Origin of the sequence: Lysinibacillus sp. HST-98 (assembly GCF_016757845.1) — a bacterium.
Lineage (GTDB): Bacteria > Bacillota > Bacilli > Bacillales_A > Planococcaceae > Lysinibacillus > Lysinibacillus capsici.
In genome coordinates, this window is sequence record NZ_JAENHX010000002.1 from 118,924 (window position 1) to 133,350 (window position 14,427).

A 14,427-nucleotide genomic window follows, 5' to 3' on the forward strand; every position below is an offset into this window, starting at 1 on the left:
AATCCTGAAATAGTCTTTCTCCTGTATGCAAATCTACTTGCTTGCGTTTTGTTTTTCCTCTAAAAGTAATACTTTCGACTGTTCTAATTCAAGTCTCATTTTTTCTGTTTCAATCGTATAAGTTTCTAACCTAAGCTTTTCTAATTCTACTTCTTTTTCAACAGCTTTCAGTTTTATTTTTTGTTGTCTAGTATGAGCGTCTGTAAAAATTCCAGCTAGAGAAATAATGACGCCTCCAATTATCGCTACAATGGCAATTGACAATCCGTTCACTTCCTTTCGTTATTACGATTATACGGCAAAATGGAAAAAATAGTTTCATTTTTCAGGAATTTATTCCAATAAAAAATGAAGGTAGTTTTCACCACCCTCATTCTATCCATTATCGTTAGACTTGTATGCGATACTCTTTTAAATCTTCTCGTAATTTAGCCTTTAAGAATTTACCTACAGACGTTTTTGGTACTTCGTCAATGAAGACAATATCATCAGGAACCCATGTTTTATGGAATTGGTGCTGTAGACTCTCTAGTAACTCTTCTTTAGTAATCGAATCCTTAAACTCTGTCTTTGCTACGACACAAGCTAATGGTCGCTCCAACCACTTTTCATGTGGAATGGCAATAACAGCTGCCTCAAAGACCTTTGGATGGGACATTAATGCATTTTCAAGCTCTACTGAAGAAATCCATTCGCCACCACTCTTAATTAAATCCTTTGTACGGTCGGTGATTTTTATATAGCCATCTGTTGTCATCACAGCAATATCGCCTGTATAGAGCCAGCCGTCTTTAAAGGCCTCTTCCGTTCGTTCATCCTGATAATACTCGTTGGCAATCCATGGGCCTCTAATGGTAAGCTCTCCCATCGTTTTGCCATCCCAAGGTACTTCACCATTTTCATTGACAATCCTTGTATCAATAAGAGGCATTGTCATACCTTGTGTAATCCGAACATTCATTTTTTCATCAGCCGTATAGTCCTGCATATGTGTTAAATACGTGGATAGGCTTACAAGAGGTGAGGTTTCTGTCATACCGTAACCTGTCATGTATGGGATATTAAGTTCTTGCTCAAAGCCTCGAACAAGACCAATTGGTGAAGCAGAACCTCCACAAACAATTAATCGCATAGACGATAGGTCACGAGGGTTTTGACGCTGCTCCTGTAGAACGCCTAGCCATATAGTCGGTACCCCTGCTGTCAATGTAACTTTATATACATCAAATAATTCAAGCAATAGCTGTGGTGTAAACATAGGTCCCGGTAAGACCTGTGTAGAACCAAATGCGACACTGGCAAATGGTAATCCCCATGCATTCGCATGGAACATTGGTACAACAGGTAACACCACATCCGACTCACAAATCGCAATACTGTCAGCGAGACCAGCTGTTAAACTATGAAGTACAATACTGCGATGTGTATAGACTACTCCCTTTGGCATGCCCGTGGTTGCACTTGTATAGCACATGCCTGCGGGTGTATTTTCATCTAGATCTTCTGGGAATGTGAAATGTTCATCTGCCTCCGCAAGTAGCGATTCATAGGAAAGAGCATTTGGAATCGGTAAAGTTTCTACTGCAACAGCATCACCCATAATGATATAATGCTTTACCGTTTTCAGCTGAGAGACGATCGGTGCAATTAATGGCACCAGATTATCATCTATTAATAATATTTCATCCTCGGCATGATTGATGACATAGGCAATATGCTCGGGGGATAATCGAATATTAATCATATGCAATACTGCTCCTGCACATGGTACAGCAAAATAGGCTTCCAAATGGCGATGGTGATTCCAAGCAAATGTGCCCACCTTCATTCCTCGATCCATCCCTAGTTTCGTCAAAGCATCGGCTAATTGGCGAGTCCGTTTCACATATTCTTTATACGTAAATTCGTGAATAGTAGTGGGACTTGTTCGAGAATAGATTTTCTTTGAGTGAAAAAATCGTTCTGCACGATTCAAAAAACTTGTTAATAATAAAGGTGTATCCATCATATGCATGATACCGCTTCCCTTCATCTACGATTTTAGAAACAATCAAAACAAAAACTATTTGAACTAGATTTTGCCTTTACCTCGGTTGCATGCGAATGGCACCATCTAGTCGAATGACCTCTCCATTTAACAAGCCATTGTGGATAATACTTTCAACCAAAAGAGCATATTCCGAAGGTTTACCAAGTCGTTTAGGGAATGGTGTCATTTGAGCAAGAGCTGTTCGTGCAGGCTCAGGTAACGAAGCAAACATTGGTGTTTCAATTAATCCTGGCGCTATGGTCATCACTCGGACACCGATTTCCGCAAGCTCCCTTGCAATGGGCAACGTCATTGCTGCTACGCCACCTTTTGACGCGCTATAAGCAGCTTGTCCGATTTGCCCATCAAATGCAGCCACAGACGCGGTATTAATAATGACACCACGCTGTCCATCCTCATTTGGCTCATTATGTTGCATTTTTTCTGCCACTAGACGGATGACATTAAACGTGCCAACTAAATTAACAGCAATCACTTTTTCAAATAACGCAAGGGCATGTATACCACGCTTCGAAATAACTTTACTCGCATCTGCTATCCCAGCACAGTTCACTGCGACATTGATCTTGCCAAAAGCTGCAATAGCCTGCTCAAGGCCCGTCGCCACGTCCTCTTCCTTTGTGACGTCCACTCGTGCATAAAGGACATTTTGACCTAATTCCTCCACTAGAGCTTGTCCACGCTCATCATTGACATCAAAAATAATTGCTTTGCCACCCTGTCCTATTAATTTCCGAACGGTTGCCTCTCCTAAACCAGAGGCACCCCCTGTTACGACTGCCACCACTTCATGTTCTTTCATCAGACATATCCCCTTTTACATTTTTTCAATGATCGTGGCATTGGCCATTCCCATTCCCTCACAAATCGCCAACAAGCCGTAACGATAATTCTCTCGCTCCATTCGATAGAGCATAGTCGTTAACAATTTCGTACCTGTTGCCCCTAATGGATGTCCCAGCGCAATTGCTCCTCCATCAGGATTGAGCTTCTGTGGGTCTCCTCCTATTTCATGCAGCCATACAAGCGGCACAGGTGCAAAGGCTTCATTTACCTCATATGTGTCGATATCCTCTATGTTGAGACCTGACCGTTCTAATGCTTTTCTAGTAGCTTCGATTGGCCCTGTCAGCATTAATGTCGGATCAGAACCCACGACCACTCTTGTCACAATTTTAGCGAGTGGTTGAATGCCTAGTTCTCTTGCTTTATCCAATGCCATCACGACTACAGCTGAGGCCCCATCGCTCATTTGGCTCGCATTGCCTGCAGTAATCGCGCCATTCTCTTGAAAGACGGTTTTTAATCCATTTAAAATATCAACGGTAGTTTCTGCACGAGGACCCTCATCAACCGCAAATGTTGTCACTGAGCCATCCTCATGCGGAACTTGAATAGGTAGTATTTCAGCTTGGAAATGACCCGCTCTAATGGCGGAAATTGCTCGTTGATGGCTTTGATAAGCATAGCTATTTAGCTGTTCTTTCGATAAAGACCATTGGGAAGCGATTTTCTCTGCTGATAATCCTTGATGGATAATATCATAATTTTCCTGTAAGCGGTTACTAGTATGTGCATGTTGCATGTTTGAGCCCATTGGTACTCTTGACATGCTTTCTACCCCACCAGCAATGACAATGTCCATATCCCCCGCTAAAATTGCCTGTGCTGCAAAGTGCACGGCTTGTTGGCTTGAACCACACTGACGATCAATGGTTACTCCTGGCACACTCTCTGGGAAACCAGCCATTAATAATGAGGTCCTCGCAATATTTGCCCCTTGTTCAGCTGTTTGGGTCACACACCCCAAAATGACATCGTCTACTTGTTCCTTGCCAATGCCTGCACGCTTTACAACCTCCTGTAATACATCAGCTGCTAAATCATCTGCTCGAACTTGACTTAATGCGCCCTTACTTCTACCTACAGCAGTTCTCACAGCTGCTACAATCACCACTTCTCTCATGTCCATAACCCCTTTTCCTCGTCATCCTCATAGTTTATTGACGAGTCTACTAAACTATTCCTAACTTAATTATCAGAATATTACATTATTTATTGTACATGAGTAAGAAGTTTTTAACAATTCTATATGTATCTAGTAAGAAATTATTCGTCAGAATGATCCCTCCCTTTTTTTGCGCAATAAAAAAGCAATCTCAAAAATTGAGATTGCTTGATCTATTCGAAATTAAACTAAATCTTCACCGAAGAATAAGCCGATTTCGCGCTCTGCAGATGCAAGAGGTACTATGCTTTTACCTTCTTAGAACCAAAACATATAAAACTTCCGCAAATATTTAAACGATAAATCTCGTCTTATCCATCTAAATATTTTTTCTTTTTGTTACAGAAAGCGCTCCTATACATGGTCACCTTAAGGCAACAGGTCAATGCTAGTTTTCTGTATCTTCTGTCTCTTCCTCTTCTTTGTTCTTATTTTTATCAACATATGTTTCATATTCTTCTTTTACATCTGCTGGCATTGTGATTAAATATTCTTCAAATAGACTATTAAATTTAGAATATAAATCATTTGTTTTGCTGTTAAAAGATAATAGTGAACCTGTTGGTGACTGAGCTTGATCAGCAAATTCAACATATACTCCATACATTTCTTTTAAAACTCCGTATACCTCTTCATAACCTTCTGGAACGTCTTGTAGATACTTCATGCTATGTTGGATTTCGGTTTGAGTATCTGTTAATTCTTGCAATATGCCTTTTTCTTTATATGCATCTTTTAAATTGGCTAATTCAACATTAAAATCGTTACCATTATCAATCGCATCACTCCATGTTTCTGAGTACATAGAGATAACAATCGCATTTTCTAAGACTTCTAAATACATGTTAAAAGAGTTAATCGCCATTTCTTCAACATACTCTTGAACTCTTTTTTCTTCTTGTTTTTTCTGATAAACAAAAAAGGCTCCTATGCCACCAATTACTAATAATAATCCTAAAATAGTGCTAATAATTAATTTCTTTTTTGAACCTTTTTTTTCAGAAATATTTTTTTCATCTTCCTTTGTTCCAGTATCAGTAACTAAAGAACCTCCACACCCCGAACAAAACTTACTATCCTCGGGATTTTCACGTCCACATTGATTACAAAACAACTAATCACCTCATAATATAATAGTACTAATATAATACCATAGTAGACTATCTTACAGTTCTTATTTTTTACATTCTTCTACCAACATAGCCAAATACTATATTTTCACGGCCAAGTCTGAACGTCCTAGTGCTTTAGAAAATTACTGCAATACTTGCTCTTCTAACAGTTCAATTGTTTCGATATTGCCCGGTTTGATGATTTATTTGTATTCATTTATAAACGATTTTGCATGATAAAGAAATTAAAATATACATGAGGTCAATTCCCAGAAATAATTTGCCTCTTCATATTTTGGATGAGCAACCTCCATAGATTTCTACCTCTACATCCAGTGTAGTCTGTCAAAGATTCTTTTCGCTGTGACTGACTACACTGGATGTGGAACACTCCATAAATGGTGGTTGCCACAAAACAAAAACTAAACTATTATGTGTCTCAAGACGTGTTAACTTAATTGAATGATTTTGACAAATAAAAAACCCCCTAACATTTTTTGTTAGAAGGTAAAAGTTACATCGGAAAAATAGATGATTTTTTTATTGAGTTCTATTCGTAGTTATTTTCGCTACGCTTCTTAGATTCGAAATTAAACTAAATCTTCACCGAAGAATAAGCCGATTTCGCGCTCTGCAGAAGCAAGAGAGTCAGAACCGTGGATGATGTTGTGAGAAACAGTTGTTGCGTAGTCACCACGGATTGTACCTGGGTTAGATTCTTCAGGTTTTGTTGCACCCATCATTGTACGAGCAAGCTTGATTACGTTCTCGCCTTCCCATACCATAGCGAATACAGGACCAGAAGTGATGAAATCAACTAATTCACCAAAGAATGGACGCTCAGCATGCTCAGCATAGTGCTTTTCTGCTAATTCTTTAGGAATTACCATTAATTTAGCACCTTTCATTACAAAACCGCGACGTTCGAAACGATCAACGATGTCTCCAATTACTTGACGTTCAACGCCGTCAGGCTTAACCATTAAAAAAGTTTGTTCAATTGCCATGTTTAAAACACTCCTTAAATTCGTCTAACAGGTTTTACACCTACCGATAAATATTAACAAAAAATGAGCTTTTGTACAACAAAAAGCTAGAATTTGCGCTTACCCATGAACAATGCTACATCACGTAATTTTTTCTTAACGGGATGTTTTGGTAAAGCATCAATTTCCTGTAAGGCTTTTTTCAAATATTTATCACTCATACGATTAGCTTGCTCAATTGCATGAGATTTACGCACATATTGCAACATATTTTGACGTTCCGATTCTGTTAACGTGCCTGCAAACACTTTAACTAAGTATGGTTGCATCTCGGGATCATCTTTCAATAATAAAATCGGTAAAGTAATATTCCCCTGTAGTAAGTCACTACCTGCTGGCTTCCCTAGTTCTTTATCGGTTGCCATAATATCTAAAACATCATCGATAATTTGGAAGCTCATGCCTACAAAGTAGCCGAAGCGCTTTAAATGCCGAACTGTTTTAGTATCAACCCCCGCTGCCACAGCTCCAAGCTCACAGCTTGAGGAAATAAGTAATGCTGTTTTGCGTTTGATTCTTCTAAAATAATCTTTTAAACCTTGATCTAATCTAAATTTATCTTCAATTTGAATGACTTCACCGTTACAAATCTCCACCATCGTACGGGCTAAAATTTGATGTACAAGTGGGTCTTCTAACTTTGTTATATATTCCAGCGCACGTGCGAAAATAAAATCGCCTGTGTACATTGCTACCCTGTTATTCCACTGTGATTTGACAGTCGGGCGCCCTCTTCGCATATTGGAGTCGTCAATGACATCATCATGTACAAGCGATGCCATATGAATGAGTTCTAAAGGTACTGCTACATCCTTCATCTTCTCAATGTCATAATCACCAAATTTTGCGCCTAGTAACACAAAAATTGGTCTTATCCGTTTGCCACCAGCTTGTAATAAATGGAGAGAAGCATCGTTGATCAAATATGAAGACGAGTCCACCGCTTTTTCTAACTCTTGTTCAATGATTTCGATATCTGATTTCAAATCGGAATAGAGTAGTTTTAACTTCATCTTTTCCACGTGTGAAAACCTTCCCCCATTAACGTATCTTTTTAAAGCCCATATGCATTGCCGCAGCCCCGCCACTGTATGCTTTGTACGTTACTTTTTCTAATCCTGCCTGCTCAAACAATGCCGCTAACCTTTTCATACCTGGGAAATCATTCGCAGATTCCTGAAGCCAAGAATACTCCTTATAGCTTTTCGCAAATATTTTACCAAATATCGGCATTATATATTTAAAATAAAAACGGAACAGCTGACGATAACCAGGAATTTCAGATTGAGATGTTTCTAAACAAACAACCATTCCGCCTGGTTTAACAACGCGATGCATTTCCTTCAAAACTTGTAAATAATCAGGTACATTGCGAAGACCAAAGCCGATTGTCACATAATCAAACGTATCATCTGGAAAAGGCAACTCCATCGCATTTCCATGAACTAGTTCAATTTGTGGGTATGGCTCTACCTTTTTTTCGCCAACTTTCAGCATGTTTTGACTAAAGTCTAGCCCTTTTACTTCTCCACTTTCACCAACAGCCTCTGCCAGTGCGATTGTCCAGTCTGCGGTGCCACAGCATACATCAAGTGCTTTTGATCCAGGTTTTACAGCCATGTGCTTCATTGTATCGTTACGCCAGCCAACATGCATCTGGAAACTAATTACACCATTCATTTTATCGTAGTTTTCCGAAATACTTTCAAATACTTCGTGAACGTGTTCTTCTTTCGTTTTAGCCATTTTGAAAAACCTCTCTTATCCGTTAGTAGAAGCAATGGATGCCTCTACATGTGCATGTAAAGCTTGTTTGATATCACGTTGTAAAAAGGATGCCTGATTAATGATCTGTGATAGTTCTGTTTTTAAATGCACAATTTTCCCTTGGATGACGCTATTAAAGGTTGCGCCATTACGTCTGACACTTTCTTCTAGTGCCTTACCCATTAAAGACATTTGCCCACGTTGATAAGCTGTCCATTCTTTTTCTAAACGCAAGATTAATAAGCTTTTTTCTATAAGTGGTATATATTCACTGAAAGAATAAAGATCAAAAAATTGAGCAATTAACCCAGATTCTATCGTACTCATCGACGTATACCACTGTTCCATTGTTCGTTGTTTATTTTCATAAACTTTAATTTGGTTTTCACATCGTGCCACAATACCTTGTGACAAGTTTCGAATCAATGCGACATTCCCTGACATTGCTAAAATTTCATAATAACGACCACTATAAAAATCCCCAGCTAAAACGGTAAGCTGCTGTTCTTTTGATGTTGCGTCTAATTCTTTTATATGATCGTGAGCCGCTAATGCTGCGTACACTATGCCAACAGAAATTGCAGCCTCTTGTTGCTCTTGTTGCCACTCTTCACCATTCAAAAACGGGATTAACAAATAAAACAGTTGATTTTCATCTAGCACAGGTACACCTGTGTATTTTTGCAAAGTTCTATGACGAACATCCATGAAAATCTCTGTTTTTAACTGTGCAATTGAATTTTGAATGTATGTTGCATTCATAGACCTTACTCCATTTCACTTTCAGATACGTTAGCCCTGTACAAGGCTAAACGCTTGCTTACTGAGTCATTATAGCATACGCAACGATGCGGAATAAAAAAAATTTGCTTTCTTCATAGCACAGGCAGTAAAGCTCTCCCAAAATTAAATGTTGGAATGCTAACTGCCCATAGACCTTATACTAAGTTTTTCACATCTAGTGTTTTTATATGTGCTGTAGAACGTTGAACAGCATTAAAACTTATCGTAAGAAACAAAATCTCTTATTTTTTCGCTTCGCTATTGATCACGCCATGTGCTGTATGAATTTGCGCTTTACCGCGTATTTTCATGGCAGACGTATGTTCTGTAAATTGAGCAATCATTACTTCGCCGGCATCTAATTTCTCTGAATGATGGAATTTCGTATCTGTTCCACGTGTTAATCCAATGACATGTACACCATCTTCTTCTGCTTGAATAACAATATAATCTTGTGACATCTTTGTACACTCCTTAAATCCGACAAATTCTTAGTTCATCATAACATAATTAGACACGCAATTTAAGACATTTGAATAAATGACAGCACTTCTCTACGTTTCACTTCATCTTTCTCATAAATACCTCGTGCAACAGATGTCACCGTTTTGGAACCAGGTTTTTTCAATCCACGCATTGTCATACACATATGCTCTGCCTCGATCACAACATAAACACCTTTTGGCGAAAGCATCTCCATAATTGTGTCCGCTACTGAAGAGGTAATACGCTCTTGTAGTTGTGGTCTGCGGGCAATCGTCTCCACTGCACGTCCTAACTTACTCAGTCCTGCAACAACGCCGTCATTTGGTATGTATGCAACATGTGCTTTGCCATAGAAAGGTACCAGATGATGCTCACACATCGAATAAAAAGGTATATCTTTGACAAGCACTAGTTCTTCATGATCCTCATGAAACACCGTTTTAAAATAATCTTTAGCATCCTCATGCAAGCCGCTGAACATTTCTGCATACATTTTTGCTACACGCTTCGGCGTATCCAATAAACCTTCACGATTAACATCTTCACCTACCGCTTCTAAAATCATTTTTACCGCTTCCTCTATTTTCAATAAATCAATATTCGACATCAAAAAACCTCCTGCATATCAAAACATTACACATTTCCCTATGCATCGTAGCACATCCAAAAGGTAAGCGCAAAATGACTTACCTGATTCATCAGAAATTCGCTTCTAGATAAGCAAATCACTGTATATTATTATGTAAAATACAGAATTTGAAGCTGAAAAGAGCAGCCTTCATGTTCGTTAACATGAAGACTGCTCTATGTAACTACTAGACGTGTATTATTTTACCGCGTCTTTAAGCGCTTTACCTGGTTTGAAAGCAGGCACCTTGCTAGCAGCGATTTCGATTTCTTTACCAGTTTGTGGGTTACGACCTTTACGAGCCGCACGTTCACGTACTTCAAAGTTACCAAAACCAATTAATTGTACTTTGTCACCCTTTGCAAGAGCATCTTGAATTGTATCAAATACAGCTTCAACTGCTTTAGAAGCGTCTTTCTTAGAAAGACCTGCAGCTTCAGCAACAGAGTTTACTAATTCTGTTTTATTCACACCATTCACCTCCTCTCAAAGGGTCATGAACCAATTCTGTAAAAAGAGTAACACATAGAAAACCGCTACGCAACTGTATTCATACATGATTATAACCAAAAAATCAGTTTTTCACCCAAAAAACAAAAATAAAAGGACTTTTCGCATAAAAACGAAAAGCCCTGCGTATATTTTTTGCATTTTTTCTGAATTTTATCACTATAAAATAAATGTTACTAAACCACGATCCCCTTCATTAACCATACGTTCAATCGTCTGACGCATACGTTTTTTAGCAGTATGTGGAACTGCATCCATTTTGTAGCGAATCCCCTCTTTTAATACTTCGTGCAATGGTGTGCCAAATAATTGTGTATTCCATAATGCATCACGATCATGTAAATAAGCATGATTTAAATCTTTTAAAAGTTGCTGACTATGGAACTCTGAGCCAATTAACGGTGCAAATTCTGACTCCATATCAACTCGGATAATATGATAGGATGGTGCTTTTGCCTTCATTCGTACACCAAAGAAATTATTCTGTTTAATAAGCTCTGGGGCTGTTGGCTCAAATTCCTGCATCATTGGCAATGTCACCCCATAGCCTGTCGTATCAGCATCGTGAATAGCACTTTTAAAGCGTTTTTGGGCCTCTTTTGCCTCTGCCGCCTCTTTGATAAAGAGTAACCAATCTTTTTTCGTTTCAATTGGTTCTTCTAGCCATTCATTACAAACTGATTTATACAATTCACCCTGTAGGGACACCCGGATTACAGCTGTTCCTACACCTGCATCTACATGAACAACCTCACTTTGGTCAATAAAGTCAATCGCTTTGAAGGCATCTGATGCCTGTTGCACATCTCGAATTTTCATCACAGAAGAAAGGACTTCCTCCATCGAATCAATTAATGCAACGTTTAATGGATGTGTAGCATCTAATACATCCAGCCAGTCTGGTTTTTCCACTTCAATGGTACGAATTGGGAATTCAAATAACGCCTCTTGTAAAATATATTGAATATCCGCTTCTCTCATTTGATCAATGGACATCGCAATAACAGGTACATTGTAACGTTCAAACAATTCATTGCGAAGCTGAACTGTTTCTTCTCTCGCAGGCATTTGGCAATTGAGTAAGATGACAAATGGTTTGCCGATTTCTTTTAATTGCTCTACAATTTCCTCTTCTGCCTTCTCTGCTGCTCTTCGACTGATTCCGTTCACTGTACCATCAGTCGTTACGACAATACCAATATTCGCATGATCGCGAATCACCTTATCTGTGCCAATTTTAGCGGCTTCCTGAAACGGAATTGGCTCCGTATGCCAAGGAGTATGAACAAATTTAGGTCCATTTTCATCTTCATAGCCTTTTGTCCCATCGATAATATAACCCACACAATCTGCTAATCGAATTTGAAATGGCATTTCATCGTCACCGACCACAATACGGGTTGCTTGGGCAGGCACAAACTTCGGCTCAGCAGTCATAATGACTGGCCCCGGAGAACTTTGTGGCAACTCATCTTGTGCTCGCATTCTTTCCGTTTCATCCACAATGTTTGGTAACACGACTGATTCCATTACCTTTTTTACAAATGTTGATTTACCTACACGTACTGGACCGACAACACCAATATAAACATCGCCATTTGTGCGCTCTGCAATTTCTCTAAATACTGCTTCACTCAAGGTTTCTGCCTCCTTTATCTACGCTTTTTCACTATATGCGAGCCTGTAGACAAATATGAAAAAGCCCCTCACAAATGTAAGGAGCTTGTTTGCTAGTTTTCTTTTTTCTCGGCGGCTTCTGCCTCTTGTTTTTGTTGTTCTTTCGCCTTTTTAACATCCGCATTATATGTTTTCATATCATAGATAGGCTCTCCATTCTCGTCCACTGTATAGGGAATAGAATAGGCAGGGACCACTGGAAATTTGTCGACAAGCAGTTGGCGAATATCATCGCCTGGCTTTACATTTGGCTTATCTTCTTTTAATAGTTGTCCTAAATCCACAGCATAGTCTACATGTAATTCACCATCACCAGTCATGAAAAGCGGTAACTCGACGCCAGAATAGGGACTTTTTACAGTTACCTCTGTTTTATAACCCAAATCTTTATAGTTGATCTGATAAACATTATCTGATATTGACCCTTTTATTGGTAAATATTGTGTAGATAGTTTACGAATACCTATTTCACGTATACGCTCTGCCGCATTTAAATCTACTAATTTGACGGATGCCTCATTTTCAGGGTCCCAAATGATATATTGATATATACCACCTTTTTCATAGGCATTTCCAGGGATTGTCGCCAAATACTTCGGCATAAGTTTTTCAAAATCGATTAAATATTTGATATAGATATCCGTATCTAGCTCGCTATTTTTAATTGGTACTAGTCCACCTGTTGCTTCACGATATTCATCCACGGCACGTTGAACTGCAGCTAGTTGATCGACATCAGGCGTAACCTTAGCCCTTTTTTCGTCTTCTGGGTACGCACATCCTACTAACAGTATGGCGGTTGCAAATACCAACAGCAAAGCACTTAGTTTTTTCATGTTACTGACACCTCATTATTTTTTATGCTGGCCAAGTGGCAACTACAAGTACCATTAAAAATGTGCCAAGTCCAAACAGTATGTATGCACATAAATTTACGACTGTTCGTAAAAATACATTTGAAATCTTATTTCGCGCTAAATAAATTAAGCCGACTGATATAATCATAAATGCGATGCAATAAAACGACACCCACATTACATCAAGCGCAGGCATATGAGCTAACGGGCCCATTTCAAAAAACCACCTTTCTTTGAATGTCAAGACACAATCAAAGTATATTATACTATGTGCTTTTGCTAAAAAGAAATAGTTGTCCTATAACTATCAAGAAATGGACAACTCTTTTAGCATGTATTTCTATTCAACTAGTGGCACACAATAAGGCGTCTCAACAGATTCGCTGAGACACCTTATTTATGTCCATTTTATGACAAGTCTAATCAAAAAATTAATATTAATGCTTCATATCGTCTATTTCTCGTTTTTTCATACGCATCATTAAGGCATCTACTGCTACTTTCGGTTCAACATCATTAAATAGCACACTATAGAGCTCTGTGGAAATCGGCATGGCGACACCATATTTCTCTGCTAATTGATAGGCTGCCTTCGTGGTACGGACACCTTCAACGACCATGCCCATTTGATCCAGCACTTCTTGTAGCTTCATACCTTGCCCTAACATATTTCCTGCACGCCAGTTCCGCGAGTGAACACTTGTACAGGTTACAATTAAATCCCCCATACCTGTAAGCCCTGAGAACGTAAATGGATTACCGCCCATTTTTACTCCTAACCGTGAAATTTCTGCAAGACCTCGCGTGATAAGTGCCGCTTTCGCATTGTCTCCATAATTTAAGCCATCAGTAATACCTGCTGCTAAAGCGATAACGTTTTTCAACGCTCCTCCTATTTCCACACCAATGATATCTTCATTTGTATAGACGCGGAAGAACTGATTCATAAATAAATCCTGTACCTTTTCAGCAGCATCAATATTGGCACAAGCTGCAGTAACCGTTGTAGGATGATGCAGCACCACTTCTTCTGCATGACTTGGCCCAGAAAGAACAACAATTTCTTCCACATACATAGCTGGTAAGCTCTCTGCTAAAATTTCAGATATTCGTTTTAATGAGTCAGGCTCAATTCCTTTCGAAACATGGACAAACAACACTTTTTTTGTTAATTCAGCCGTTAGTTTCTCGCATACTTCACGAATCGCTTTTGTTGGAACAGCCACAACAATGGTTTCTGCATGAGTAGCTACCTTCGCCATATCACTCGTCGCATGTAAATTTTCAGGTAGAATGGTTTCTGGTAAATATTTTTTATTTGTATGCAGTTGATTGATTTCTTCTGCCTGTTCAGCTCTATGTGTCCATACAAGCGTATCATGTCCATTTTCCGCTAGTACCATTGCCAGTGCAGTACCCCATGAGCCTGCCCCTAACACACAAACTTTTTCCATAACAAAATCCTCCCTTTGCTGGGTTGTCTATTAAGTAAGTTCTTTTTTG

General features: G+C 39.0%; 16 protein-coding genes. All 16 read right to left on the reverse strand.

The features are described from left to right. Positions 1 to 33: 33 nt before the first annotated feature. The 16 genes from JIN86_RS06075 to JIN86_RS06150 all read right to left on the reverse strand — a co-directional run bounded on the left by JIN86_RS06075 (position 34) and on the right by JIN86_RS06150 (position 14,378). Complete coding sequence (locus JIN86_RS06075) at positions 34 to 264, reverse strand: hypothetical protein (RefSeq protein WP_004232641.1); 231 nt, start codon at positions 262 to 264, stop codon at positions 34 to 36. Between the two features lie 124 nt (positions 265 to 388). Then, positions 389 to 2,014 carry a long-chain fatty acid--CoA ligase gene (locus tag JIN86_RS06080; RefSeq protein ID WP_202341473.1) on the reverse strand — a complete coding sequence of 542 codons (1,626 nt, stop codon included), beginning with the start codon at positions 2,012 to 2,014 and terminating at the stop codon, positions 389 to 391. A 70-nt stretch (positions 2,015 to 2,084) separates the two neighbouring features. Next, entirely contained in the window at positions 2,085 to 2,852 is a 768-nt protein-coding gene (locus JIN86_RS06085; protein WP_009370827.1) for a 3-hydroxyacyl-CoA dehydrogenase, read from the reverse strand. Between the two features lie 15 nt (positions 2,853 to 2,867). Then, positions 2,868 to 4,016: a thiolase family protein gene (locus JIN86_RS06090; RefSeq protein ID WP_202341678.1), complete on the reverse strand. Its 1,149-nt coding sequence runs from the start codon at positions 4,014 to 4,016 to the stop codon at positions 2,868 to 2,870. A 430-nt stretch (positions 4,017 to 4,446) separates the two neighbouring features. Then, positions 4,447 to 5,172, reverse strand: coding sequence for a zinc-ribbon domain-containing protein (locus JIN86_RS06095; protein WP_004232633.1), 726 nt, complete (start codon positions 5,170 to 5,172; stop codon positions 4,447 to 4,449). A 588-nt stretch (positions 5,173 to 5,760) separates the two neighbouring features. Beyond that, complete coding sequence (ndk, locus tag JIN86_RS06100; protein ID WP_004232627.1) at positions 5,761 to 6,177, reverse strand: nucleoside-diphosphate kinase; 417 nt, start codon at positions 6,175 to 6,177, stop codon at positions 5,761 to 5,763. Positions 6,178 to 6,263: 86 nt separating this feature from the next. Then, positions 6,264 to 7,238, reverse strand: a complete 975-nt coding sequence (gene hepT, locus JIN86_RS06105) for a heptaprenyl diphosphate synthase component II (RefSeq protein ID WP_004232625.1) — start codon at positions 7,236 to 7,238, stop codon at positions 6,264 to 6,266. A gap of 19 nt (positions 7,239 to 7,257) precedes the next feature. Further along, on the reverse strand, positions 7,258 to 7,962 hold the full coding sequence (locus JIN86_RS06110; RefSeq protein WP_004232623.1) for a demethylmenaquinone methyltransferase: 705 nt from the start codon (positions 7,960 to 7,962) through the stop codon (positions 7,258 to 7,260). Positions 7,963 to 7,977: 15 nt separating this feature from the next. Beyond that, positions 7,978 to 8,745 (reverse strand): heptaprenyl diphosphate synthase component 1, encoded by a 768-nt coding sequence (locus JIN86_RS06115; RefSeq protein ID WP_202341474.1) that lies wholly within the window; start codon positions 8,743 to 8,745, stop codon positions 7,978 to 7,980. 263 nt (positions 8,746 to 9,008) lie between these two features. Then, on the reverse strand, positions 9,009 to 9,227 hold the full coding sequence (gene mtrB / locus JIN86_RS06120) for a trp RNA-binding attenuation protein MtrB (protein ID WP_004232621.1): 219 nt from the start codon (positions 9,225 to 9,227) through the stop codon (positions 9,009 to 9,011). Positions 9,228 to 9,289: 62 nt separating this feature from the next. Further along, positions 9,290 to 9,859, reverse strand: coding sequence for a GTP cyclohydrolase I FolE (folE, locus tag JIN86_RS06125; protein ID WP_004232620.1), 570 nt, complete (start codon positions 9,857 to 9,859; stop codon positions 9,290 to 9,292). Positions 9,860 to 10,078: 219 nt separating this feature from the next. Beyond that, positions 10,079 to 10,351, reverse strand: a complete 273-nt coding sequence (locus JIN86_RS06130) for an HU family DNA-binding protein (RefSeq protein ID WP_004232618.1) — start codon at positions 10,349 to 10,351, stop codon at positions 10,079 to 10,081. A 198-nt stretch (positions 10,352 to 10,549) separates the two neighbouring features. Continuing rightward, positions 10,550 to 12,028 carry a stage IV sporulation protein A gene (spoIVA, locus tag JIN86_RS06135; protein WP_004232609.1) on the reverse strand — a complete coding sequence of 493 codons (1,479 nt, stop codon included), beginning with the start codon at positions 12,026 to 12,028 and terminating at the stop codon, positions 10,550 to 10,552. Positions 12,029 to 12,120: 92 nt separating this feature from the next. After that, the gene (locus JIN86_RS06140) at positions 12,121 to 12,903 is read right to left on the reverse strand and encodes a hypothetical protein (RefSeq protein ID WP_009370806.1); all 783 of its coding nucleotides are present in this window, start codon (positions 12,901 to 12,903) and stop codon (positions 12,121 to 12,123) included. A gap of 22 nt (positions 12,904 to 12,925) precedes the next feature. Further along, the gene (locus tag JIN86_RS06145) at positions 12,926 to 13,138 is read right to left on the reverse strand and encodes a DUF2768 domain-containing protein (RefSeq protein ID WP_004232605.1); all 213 of its coding nucleotides are present in this window, start codon (positions 13,136 to 13,138) and stop codon (positions 12,926 to 12,928) included. Positions 13,139 to 13,361: 223 nt separating this feature from the next. Then, complete coding sequence (locus tag JIN86_RS06150) at positions 13,362 to 14,378, reverse strand: NAD(P)H-dependent glycerol-3-phosphate dehydrogenase (protein ID WP_004232602.1); 1,017 nt, start codon at positions 14,376 to 14,378, stop codon at positions 13,362 to 13,364. Positions 14,379 to 14,427 lie beyond the last annotated feature (49 nt).

Coding starts and splice junctions, on each gene's coding strand:
- mtrB (WP_004232621.1), bottom strand. CDS start 9,227: ATGTCACAAGATTATATTGTTATTCAAGCAGAAGAAGATGGTGTACAT.
- JIN86_RS06145 (WP_004232605.1), bottom strand. CDS start 13,138: ATGGGCCCGTTAGCTCATATGCCTGCGCTTGATGTAATGTGGGTGTCG.
- JIN86_RS06080 (WP_202341473.1), bottom strand. CDS start 2,014: ATGCATATGATGGATACACCTTTATTATTAACAAGTTTTTTGAATCGT.
- folE (WP_004232620.1), bottom strand. CDS start 9,859: ATGTCGAATATTGATTTATTGAAAATAGAGGAAGCGGTAAAAATGATT.
- JIN86_RS06085 (WP_009370827.1), bottom strand. CDS start 2,852: ATGAAAGAACATGAAGTGGTGGCAGTCGTAACAGGGGGTGCCTCTGGT.
- ndk (WP_004232627.1), bottom strand. CDS start 6,177: ATGGCAATTGAACAAACTTTTTTAATGGTTAAGCCTGACGGCGTTGAA.
- JIN86_RS06150 (WP_004232602.1), bottom strand. CDS start 14,378: ATGGAAAAAGTTTGTGTGTTAGGGGCAGGCTCATGGGGTACTGCACTG.
- JIN86_RS06115 (WP_202341474.1), bottom strand. CDS start 8,745: ATGAATGCAACATACATTCAAAATTCAATTGCACAGTTAAAAACAGAG.
- JIN86_RS06110 (WP_004232623.1), bottom strand. CDS start 7,962: ATGGCTAAAACGAAAGAAGAACACGTTCACGAAGTATTTGAAAGTATT.
- JIN86_RS06090 (WP_202341678.1), bottom strand. CDS start 4,016: ATGAGAGAAGTGGTGATTGTAGCAGCTGTGAGAACTGCTGTAGGTAGA.
- JIN86_RS06140 (WP_009370806.1), bottom strand. CDS start 12,903: ATGAAAAAACTAAGTGCTTTGCTGTTGGTATTTGCAACCGCCATACTG.